8 protein-coding genes and 2 pseudogenes are annotated in these 9,704 nt (G+C 64.8%); 6 read left to right on the plus strand and 4 right to left on the minus strand.

The features are described from left to right. Positions 1–26: 26 nt before the first annotated feature. The 4 genes and pseudogenes from tilS to WJW29_RS00310 all read left to right on the plus strand — a co-directional run bounded on the left by tilS (position 27) and on the right by WJW29_RS00310 (position 4,265). Complete coding sequence (gene tilS, locus WJW29_RS00295) at positions 27–1,331, plus strand: tRNA lysidine(34) synthetase TilS (protein WP_011259801.1); 1,305 nt, start codon at positions 27–29, stop codon at positions 1,329–1,331. Between the two features lie 31 nt (positions 1,332–1,362). Then, a complete protein-coding gene (locus tag WJW29_RS00300) occupies positions 1,363–1,623 on the plus strand; it encodes an exodeoxyribonuclease VII small subunit (protein ID WP_011259802.1) in 261 nt (86 codons plus the stop codon). A gap of 1 nt (position 1,624) precedes the next feature. Next, a complete protein-coding gene (locus WJW29_RS00305; protein WP_011259803.1) occupies positions 1,625–2,500 on the plus strand; it encodes a polyprenyl synthetase family protein in 876 nt (291 codons plus the stop codon). A 683-nt stretch (positions 2,501–3,183) separates the two neighbouring features. Next, positions 3,184–4,265, plus strand: a pseudogene (locus tag WJW29_RS00310) (M35 family metallo-endopeptidase). 69 nt (positions 4,266–4,334) lie between these two features. Here WJW29_RS00310 and WJW29_RS00315 read toward each other — a convergent pair. The 3 genes from WJW29_RS00315 to pmbA form a co-directional block, all read right to left on the minus strand. Beyond that, a complete protein-coding gene (locus WJW29_RS00315) occupies positions 4,335–4,799 on the minus strand; it encodes a DUF4870 domain-containing protein (RefSeq protein ID WP_027704198.1) in 465 nt (154 codons plus the stop codon). A 212-nt stretch (positions 4,800–5,011) separates the two neighbouring features. Beyond that, entirely contained in the window at positions 5,012–5,332 is a 321-nt protein-coding gene (locus WJW29_RS00320) for a hypothetical protein (protein WP_069959944.1), read from the minus strand. After that, complete coding sequence (gene pmbA / locus WJW29_RS00325; RefSeq protein ID WP_012445571.1) at positions 5,329–6,696, minus strand: metalloprotease PmbA; 1,368 nt, start codon at positions 6,694–6,696, stop codon at positions 5,329–5,331. The genes WJW29_RS00320 and pmbA overlap by 4 nt, the downstream gene beginning before the upstream one ends. A 145-nt stretch (positions 6,697–6,841) precedes the next feature. Here pmbA and yjgA point away from each other — a divergent pair, with 145 nt between their 5' ends. Further along, the gene (yjgA, locus tag WJW29_RS00330) at positions 6,842–7,423 is read left to right on the plus strand and encodes a ribosome biogenesis factor YjgA (RefSeq protein ID WP_011259807.1); all 582 of its coding nucleotides are present in this window, start codon (positions 6,842–6,844) and stop codon (positions 7,421–7,423) included. A gap of 256 nt (positions 7,424–7,679) precedes the next feature. Here yjgA and tldD read toward each other — a convergent pair whose 3' ends face one another. Then, the gene (tldD, locus tag WJW29_RS00335) at positions 7,680–9,125 is read right to left on the minus strand and encodes a metalloprotease TldD (RefSeq protein WP_011259808.1); all 1,446 of its coding nucleotides are present in this window, start codon (positions 9,123–9,125) and stop codon (positions 7,680–7,682) included. A gap of 98 nt (positions 9,126–9,223) precedes the next feature. On the opposite strand from tldD, the pseudogene WJW29_RS00340 reads away from it, so the two are divergent. Continuing rightward, positions 9,224–9,586 (plus strand): annotated as a pseudogene (locus tag WJW29_RS00340) (DUF6065 family protein); the annotation flags it as partial. Positions 9,587–9,704 lie beyond the last annotated feature (118 nt).

Here is a 9,704-nt window from a genome sequence, read left to right on the forward strand (position 1 = left end):
GCAGTATTGGCCGCAGGATCGCGCTTGTGCTGACCGACACCCCGCTACGGCTGCCTGCCATCCCGCCCGGCCCGGTGCTGCTGGCCTACAGCGGCGGGATGGATTCCAGCGCGCTGCTGCAGTTGCTGGCGGCAACGCCGCGCTACCGCCAAGCAGGATTGCGCGCGCTGCATGTGCATCACGGGTTGCATGCCGATGCCGACGCCTGGGCCGCGCATTGCCAGCGCAGCTGCGATGCGCTGCAGGTGCCGTTGCAGATCGTGCGGGTGCAGGTCGAGCGCGATAGCGGCCTCGGCCTGGAAGCTGCAGCACGCAACGCGCGCCATATTGCATTCGCGCACACCCTTGCCGCTGGCGAGTGGCTGACGCTGGCGCACCATCGCGACGATCAGGCTGAAACATTTCTGCTGCGTGCGCTGCGCGCCTCTGGCCCGGAAGGGCTGGCAGCGATGCGCCCGCAGCGTCCGTTCGCCGACGGCACGCTGTGGCGCCCGTTGCTGGCGCATTCCCGCGCCGATCTGCTCGCCTATGCGCTCGCGCAAGAGGTGCGCTGGATCGAAGATCCCAGCAATGCCGACCCACGCCACGACCGCAATTTCCTGCGCAGCCAGGTCTTGCCGTTGCTGCAGCAACGCTGGCCGCAAGCAGCCGATGCGTTGGCGCGCAGTGCGCAACTGAGCGCCGATGCCAGCGCATTACTGCTGCAGCAGGACATGGCGTTATTGCCAAGCGTGCGTACCGCAAGCGGCGCGCTGGATCTGCACGCGTTGCGTGCGCAGCCTATCGAGCGAAGGGCACGGCTGCTGCGCGCGTGGGTGAGCGCTGCGCATGCACCGCCGCTGCCGGCGCAAGGCGTGGCCGCACTGGAACGCGAAATCGACAATCACGCCGCAGATCGGCAGGCGTGCTTCGCGTGGCAGCAGGTGGAAGTACGCCGTTGGCGCCAGCGCCTGTTTCTACATCGCCCCGCTGCAGCCTGGCCAACAGACTGGCAAGCCGCTTGGGATGGCGCAGCGCCGTTGCAATTGCCCGATGGTGCGCAGTTGCGGTTGCTGGGCGCAACCGGCCTGCGTTTTGCGCAACCGCTGCTGGCGCGCGCGCGCCGGGGCGGCGAGCGCATCGTGTTGCCGCAGCGCACGCATGCGCATCAACTCAAACATCTGCTGCAGGCGCTGGACCTGCCGCCATGGGAACGCGCGCGCCTACCGATCCTGTGGGAAGGCACGCAGGTGCTTGCCGCCGGCGATCGCATCATTTCCGGCAGTTTGGACGCATGGTTGCAAGCAAACGCCGCAGCGCTGCAATGGTGCGCAGCTGCCGATGCGAATTGACCCGCCTGCGCGCGCGCCGCACACTTTAGCGATGGCCAAGAAGTCCTTGAACGAAACGTCCCCGGTTGCCCGCTTCGAACAGTCGCTGGAAGAACTCGAGCAACTGGTGCAGAAGATGGAAGTCGGCGATCTGAGCCTGGAGCAATCGCTCACGGCCTATGAGCGCGGCATCGGGTTGTACCGCGATTGCCAGCAGGCGCTGGAACAGGCAGAACTGCGCGTGCGCCTGTTGACCGACCCTGCCCGCCCCGAGCTTGCCCAAGCCTTCGAACCGCCGTCGCTGGACGGCTGAGGTGAGTTCGGCGCTGTTCGACCACTGGATCGCCCGTACCGAACGCAACCTGGAAGCCGGCTTGCCGAGCGCCACGTGTGCGCCGCATCGCTTGCATGCAGCGATGCGCCACGCGGTGCTGGGCGGTGGCAAGCGCATGCGTCCGCTGCTGGTCTATGCAAGCGGCGCACTGTTCGGCGCGGCTGAAGATCAGCTCGACACGCCCGCGGTGGCGGTGGAACTGATCCACACCTATTCGCTGGTGCACGACGACTTACCGGCGATGGACGACGACGCGCTGCGCCGCGGCCAGCCCACGGTGCATATCGCCTTCGACGAAGCCACCGCCATTCTCGCCGGCGATGCCTTGCAGACACGCGCCTTCGAATTACTGGCCGCTGCCTCTGCCAGCGCCGAACTGCGCGTGGGCTGGATGCAGAGTCTGGCAACGGCTGCGGGCGCGGCCGGCATGTGCGGCGGCCAGGCATTGGATATCGATGCGACCGGGCAACTGCAGCCCTTGCAGGACCTGCAACGCATGCATGCGCTCAAGACCGGCGCGTTGATCCGTGCATCGGTGCATATGGGCGCGCTCACCGGCGGCGCTGCAACGGCCGACCAGCAACGTCTGGACGAATTTGCCGACGCGCTTGGCTTGGCCTTCCAGGTGCGCGACGACATCCTGGACGTGGAATCGAGCTCGGCGCAGTTGGGCAAGACCGCTGGCAAGGACGCGGCGCAATCCAAATCCACCTACCCCGCCTTGCTCGGAATGGACGGCGCCAAGGCGAAGTTGGCCGAGCTGGCCACGCGCATGCATGACGTGCTGCAGCCCTACGGGCAACCCGGCGAGACATTGGCCAGCTTAGGCCGGTTTGCGGTGGACCGTGCGCACTAGGCGCAGTTGGCAATGCGGCTACACGCCGCAGTGAGCGGCTGCGGCCAAGACCCGAATCGATCTTCGGCGTCCAATTAGACTCCATGGCATTCCGTCTCCCGTATGGCCACATATCGGCCATGCGTGACATAACACCGGCCGCGCAGGGCACGATCTGCGCACTCCATGCGCCAGCGCACGGTCAACGCCTGCAGGGGGATTTTCCAGCCAGAGAACTTGATCACATATCGGAACTTTTCTTGCTTGCGTTTGTGTCGGCAACTGACACGCGCGAACCGCCGACAAGTGACGGACTGCATACTTTAATGCTGGATTATCGGAAAATTATACATTTCAGTAATGCTCAGAATCAAATCAAGGCCAAAAATATACCCAATGAAACGACTTGTCGCGTCTGCTTTGTTCTGCCTAGATTCGGATTGTCCGCATCCGCGGACATCCCCCGACCTGATTAGCCCTGACCCTCAGCTGGATTTTTGTTGCAGTCCTGCAAATAGCTTCGTTTTACCGATGTGTTCCATGATGTCTGATCTTGGCGCTGCTGATGCGAGGAGCCGGTGCGAAGTTCTTTCAGCCAGGACCCCATGGCGGCCTGGCATTGGGCCGGTTTAGCGATAAGCGCGGAGGTGCTGTTGCTGAAAGTCGGGGCTAATCAGGTCCCCCGATCAGTCGGAGAATCACTGGTGAAGAACGTTTTTCCCGCATCGTTTGCAGCAGGCACGCTGGCCGTTGTTGGCGTACTCGGATCGGCGCAGGCGCAGTCCGTGCGCGGCCCAGTTGCGTTGACCATCGAACTGTCGCCCGTGGCCGACCAGGCTGGCCGCCATCAAGGCAAGATCGCCGTCACCGTCACCAACAACAGCAGCCAGGTCGCACGCGTGCCGACCTATCAGCTGCCACTGAAGTCGCTGGACAACGGCATTCTGGAAGTGAGCCGCGACGGCAAGCCGGTGGACTACATCGGGCGCCTTGTCAAGCGCGGCCTGCCCAAGGCGACCGACTTCACCATCCTGCAGCCGGGCCAAAGTGCGAAGGGCGAGGTCGATCTGGCCGGCGCCTACGATCTGTCTACCAGCGGCAACTACACCATCCAGGTGCGCTCGGTGCTGCAGTACGCCTCCTTTTCCGACGGTAGCCTGATGAAGGCCGCCAACGGCGAGCCGGCCGTGGCCACCAGCACCCCGATCACCGTGTGGCTGGACGGCGCACGCCGTGGCGTGCAGCGCCAGCTCAGCGTCGGCCCGACCGCCGTGGTCAACGGCATCAACTACCTCAACTGCAGCACCACCCGCACCAGCCAGGCAGGCACTGCGGTGACTGCCGCGCGCAACTACCTCAACGCCGGCAGCACCGGTGCGCGCTACACCACCTGGTTCGGCACCTATAACGCCTTACGCTATAGCCGGGTCAGCTCCAACTTCGTCAACATCGACAACGCGCTGGACCAGAACAACGGCCAGCTGAGGATCAACTGCAGCTGCGAAGCGAATCTGGCGGATGCGTATGCGACACCTATGTCAATCCGAACCAGCCGTACGAGATCCATGTCTGCGGCGCGTTCTGGAGTGCATCGACCACCGGCACCGACTCCAAGGCCGTCACCTTGGTGCACGAGACCAGCCACTTCACCGTGGTGGCCGGCACTCAGGACCGCGTCTACGGCCAGTCCGGCGCACGCAGCCTTGCCCAAAGCAATCCGGCCCAGGCGATCACCAATGCCGACAGCCACGAGTACTTTGCCGAAAACACCCAAGCGCAGAACTGAGCGCATCATCGTCTGAAACGACAAAGGCCCGGCAGCGATGCCGGGCCTTTGTGTTTCGCACCGCGCCGATTACTTGATCAGGCGCAGCGCGAACGGATAGCGGTAGTACTCGCCGTTGTTGGCCTTGACGGCGGCAACGATGCAGAACACCTGGCTGGCAATCCAAACCAGAGTGAGCAGGAAGGCCAGCGCACCAAGCGTCACCACAGCCAAAATGACAGCCGCGATCATGGCTAGCGTCACCGTGATCTGGAAATTCAATGCTTCCTTGGCTTGATCGGTGGCAAAGGGTTGGGACGGGCTGGCGTCTTTGCTGATCAGCCAGATCACTAACGCGCCGATGAAACAACTAACGATGCCAAGCAAATGGGCAGCCAGCGCCAGGGTGCGCTCCTCCGACGGTGTGCTGGTACCGACCGGCGGCGGTGGCGGTGCGGCGTGCGATTCGAATTCGCTCATCATGTGTGCCCATGCATGGTTGTGGTGCGGCGGACTATAGCAACGATTCAGCCAGCCACCAGTGCGGAAAGACAGGGCATCTAACCGGTGACATGGCTGCAAAGCCTGCGCCACCATGCGTCGCCGTCACGCGCACAGCAGTGGCGGTATCGCGGCACCGCCATAATGCAGTGGATAGCGATAGCGCTCACCGCACGCCGCCTTTATCGCGGCACGTAAAGACAACACCATTGCTACCAGCAACGCCGGTTTCAGGATCGCCCCTAACACTATTCCGGCGCCAAAGATCACCAACGTAGGCGCCAGCAACAGCATGTCGATGTGGAAAGCCCACCGCCCAGCAGCATGGCCTGCCGGGCGTGCTCCGCAGCGAACGGCAGCGTATCCCGCATGGCCATCCATATCGCTCCGGGCAGCAGCCAAAGCAACAGCCACCACCCTGGCGCGAAGCCCATGTTGACAGCGCCCGCGACGAACAGGCCGATCCACAGCGAAAGATGCGCAACCGCCGCAAGCGTGCGCTCCTCGATGGAGGCAGGGCTGTCGGTCGTGCCGTGGCCTGTGCCCTCGTCGTGCGCGAATGGACCTTCAGGCGTTGGTTCGTTCACTCGTTGCCGGCCACGGTCATCTTGCCTACGAGCACCGAGCCAATCTTGACGTGCGAACGCGGGTCGACATCGCTGCCCACCGCTTCGATGCCGGCAAACATGTCACGCAGATTGCCGGCGATGGTCAGGCCATCGACCGGGTAGGCGATCACGCCGTTTTCGATCCAGAAACCGCCGGCGCCGCGCGAGTAATCGCCGGTGACGGGATTGACGCCATTGCCCATCAGTTCGGTGACCAGCAGGCCGCGCGACATGCCGGCAATCATCGATGCCAGATCGCCTGCGTTGGCAGTGACCTGCAGGTTATGCACGCCACCGGCATTGGCGGTGGTCTGCAGGCCCAGCTTGCGTGCCGAATAACTGCCCAGCACATAACGCTGCAGCACGCCGTCGGTGATCAATGCCGAACGCCGCGTCGCCACGCCTTCGCCATCGAATGCGGCAGAGCGCAGGCCACGGCGCAAATGCGGCAGCTCCTCGATGTTGAACCAGTCTGGAAACAGCTTGGTGCCCACGCTGTCGAGCAGGAAGCTGGCGCGGCGATACAGCGCGCCACCGGAGACCGCACCAAGCAGATGGCCGACCAGCGAGCGCGCCACGTCCGGTGCGAACAGCACCGGCAATTGGCCGGTGGGCAGCGAACGCGGCTGCAAACGCGCCAGAGTGCGCTCGGCGGCATGGCGGCCGATCGCATCCGGTGCTTCCAGATCTTCGCGCGCCAGTGCGCTGCTGTACCAGCCGTCGCGCTGCATGCCATCGCCCTGCCCGGCAATCAGCGCGCAACTGATCGAATGGTGGGTGCCGCGCTCGCGGCCGATGAACCCGTGCGAATTGGCGTACACCGACAGACTGAGCCCGGTGCTCGCCGAGGCGCCATCGGAATTGCTGATGCGCGCGTCGGCGTCGCGGCCGGCGGTTTCGCAGGCCAGCGCCAGATCCACGGCGGTGTCCGCGTCCAGCGCCCATGGGTGCCAGCTGTCCAGCTCGGGGAACTCGCGCGCCATCAGCTCCGCATCAGCCAGGCCGCTGGCGGCGTCGTCTTCGGTGAAACGGGCGATCGCGCAGGCCTGCGCCACGGTGGATTCCAGGCTGGAATCCTGCAAATCCGCAGTGCTGGCACTGCCCTTGCGCTTGCCGAAGTAGACCGTCACCGCAATGCCGCGGTCGCGGGTGGATTCGACCGTCTCCACATCGCCCAGCCGCACATTGACGTCCAGGCCGCGCTCTTCGCTGCAGCTGACTTCGGCCTGGGTGGCGCCGGCCGCGCGTGCGCGCTCAAGCAGGCGCTGCGAGATGTCGGTGAGCGCGTCCAGGCGCTGCAGGCTGTCGTCGGTGACACGGATTTCAGAGGAGAGTGCGTTCAATGCTTTATCCTTGAGAACGCGGATCCGTCCGCGAAGCCCGGCCATCCTTGGCCGGAGTGTTTGAATTCGGTGCGGAGTGTTCCGCCGACGCCCGGTCGTTCAAGGCCGGAGATGTTTATCAACCAAGTTTCGGGATGTAGGGGCAATGCGCGGACGCGATGAAGACACCGGTGAATTTCGCGGCGCCAGCCGTAGCCAGCAGCGGCGCGAAGCGCTGGAGATTTTCGACCTGGGCGAGAAGCTGGTCGCGCTGACCCCGGCGCAGCTGGCCAAGTTGCCGGTGCCCGAGTCGCTGATCCAGCATATCGAAGAGAGCAAGCGCATCACCTCGCATATCGCGCACAAGCGGCAACTGGCGTTTCTGGCCAAGCACATGCGCCGCGAGGACGACGAGACCCTGGCAGCGATCCGCGACGCGCTGGACGCCAACAGCGACACCGCGCGCCGCGAAGTGGCGGCGATCCACCGGGTCGAGCGCTGGCGCGAACGCCTGCTCGCCGACGGCGACGTGGCGCTGGCCGAACTGCTGGAAGCCTACCCGGCCGCCGACCGCCAGCAACTGCGTCAGCTGGTGCGTAACGCAATCCACGAACGCGCCAAGAACAAGCCCCCGCGCGCCTACCGCGAACTGTTCCAGGTGCTGCGCGACCTGTCTCAAGAGCAGGGATTGGAGAGTGGTGATTCGGGATTGGAAGACGGCGAATCGGCGTTGGAAGACGACGAGTAAGGCGTCGCGGAAGCAGCGACACAGCAGCCCGGCAGTGATCGCCGACCGGCCCGACCTCCACCGCCAATTCCTACCGCGACGCGTCGAGGTCGATGTGCCGCAGGCGCCAGACACACGGCAACGAACTCCCGCTGCGACGACCTCCAAATCCCGATGCCGCAAGCACATTGGGACCGCTGCATCGCAAAAGCCAGAAACCCCGCTCTGCGCTCCTGCCATTGCGAATCCCAAATCCCGATTCCCGAATCCCCGCATCTCAGGCCTGCGTTCCGCCAACGGTAATGCCGTCGATCAACAGCGACGGCTGGCCGACGCCAACCGGCACGCTCTGCCCGTCCTTGCCGCACACGCCCACGCCTTCGTCCAAGGCCAGGTCGTTGCCGATCATCCGCACCTTCTGCATGGTCTCCGGGCCGTTGCCGATCAACGTGGCGCCCTTGACCGGCGCGGTGACCTGGCCGTCTTCGATCAGGTAGGCCTCGGTGGCCGAGAACACGTACTTGCCGCTGGTGATATCGACCTGGCCGCCGCCGAAGTTCACCGCGTAGATGCCCTTCTTGACCGCGCGGATCATCTCTTCCGGGTGGTGCTGGCCGGCGCGCATGTAGGTATTGGTCATGCGCGGCATGGTCAGGTGCGCGAACGATTCGCGGCGACCGTTGCCGGTGGGCGCCACGCCCATCAGGCGCGCGTTGTGGGTGTCCTGCATGTAGCCCACCAGCACGCCGTCTTCGATCAGCGTGGTGCACTGGCTGGGTGTGCCTTCGTCGTCGATGTTGAGCGAGCCACGACGGCCGTCCAGGGTGCCGTCATCGACGATGGTCACGCCCGGCGATGCCACGCGCTCGCCCATGCGTCCGGCGTAGACGCTGGTGCCCTTGCGATTGAAGTCGCCTTCCAGACCATGGCCCACCGCCTCGTGCAACAGCACGCCGGGCCAGCCCGGGCCGAGCACCACCGGCATCACGCCGGCCGGCGCGGGGATCGCGTCCAGATTCACCAACGCCTGGCGCAGCGCTTCGCGCGCGAAACCTTCCGGGCGGCCGTCGGCAAACAGTTCGGCATAGCCATAGCGTCCGCCGCCGCCGGAATAGCCGGATTCGCGGCGGCCGCCCTGTTCGACGATCACCTGCACGTTCAAGCGCACCAGCGGGCGCACGTCGGCCGCCAGCACGCCGTCGCTGCGGGCGATCAGTACCGTGTCCACGCCGCCGGACAGGCTCACCATCACCTGTTTGACTCGCGGGTCGGCAGCGCGCAGAAACTGGTCGATCCGGCGCAGCAGGTCCACCTTGGTGGCGCTGTCCATGTCGTCGACCGGATCGGTGGCTGGATACAGCGCGCGGCCACTGCCGCGCACCAGCGAACGGGTGGATTGCGCCCCGCCCTCACGCGAGATCGCGCGCGCGGAGTGCGCCGCTTCGAGTAGCGCATCGCGGTGGATGTCGTCGGAATAGGCGAAGCCGGTTTTCTCGCCGGCGATCGCGCGCACGCCGACGCCTTGCTCGATGGAATGCGTCCCGTCCTTGACGATGCCGTCTTCCACGCTCCAGCTCTCGCGCCGCGAATGCTGGAAATACAGATCGCCGAAGTCGATGCCCGGCCCCAGCAGGGCGCCGAAGGTGCGGTCGAGATGGCCGGCATCCAGGCCGGAAGGAAGCAGCAGCCGGGTTTCGGCCAAAGTGAGAGCGTTATCGGTCATGTGGTCAGGATGGGGCCCGCGCGCCGGGGAGACAAGTCGTTCCGCTGAACATGCGCGCAGCTATCATCGCTGGCCCGTTCTTCACCGATCGCCCGCACATGAAGCTCATCGCCCACGTTCTGGACGGCCACACGCTGGACATCCGCCCTGCCCCGCATGAGCGCGCGTGGATGGACGCCACCGACCAACGCTACGCGTATCGCTGCCTGCCGCTGGCGATCGCCAATGCGCATGGCTGGAAGCTGCTGTGCCAGTCCGGTTTCGAGGCCAGCTGGGACGGCAGCGATGCGCTGGCAGCGATCACCATCACTGCCGACGCAGACACGCATGCACCGGCGATCAGCCACTTCGGCTATGGCGTGCTGACCTTTCATGTGCCCTGCCTGTTCCGCACCGACACCGGCGTCGATCTATTCGTGACCGGGCCGTTGAACCAGCCCAAAGACGGCATCGGCGCACTAATTCCACTGTGTTACAAATAATCGTATCTTTGTGCCACTATTGGAAGACCTTCAGGCCGCGTGGGAGAGCTGTGTTGAATAGGTCACTGGAAGTGCGTTTTGAACAGTACGGGGAAGT

Source organism: Xanthomonas sp. JL1 (assembly GCF_038405005.1).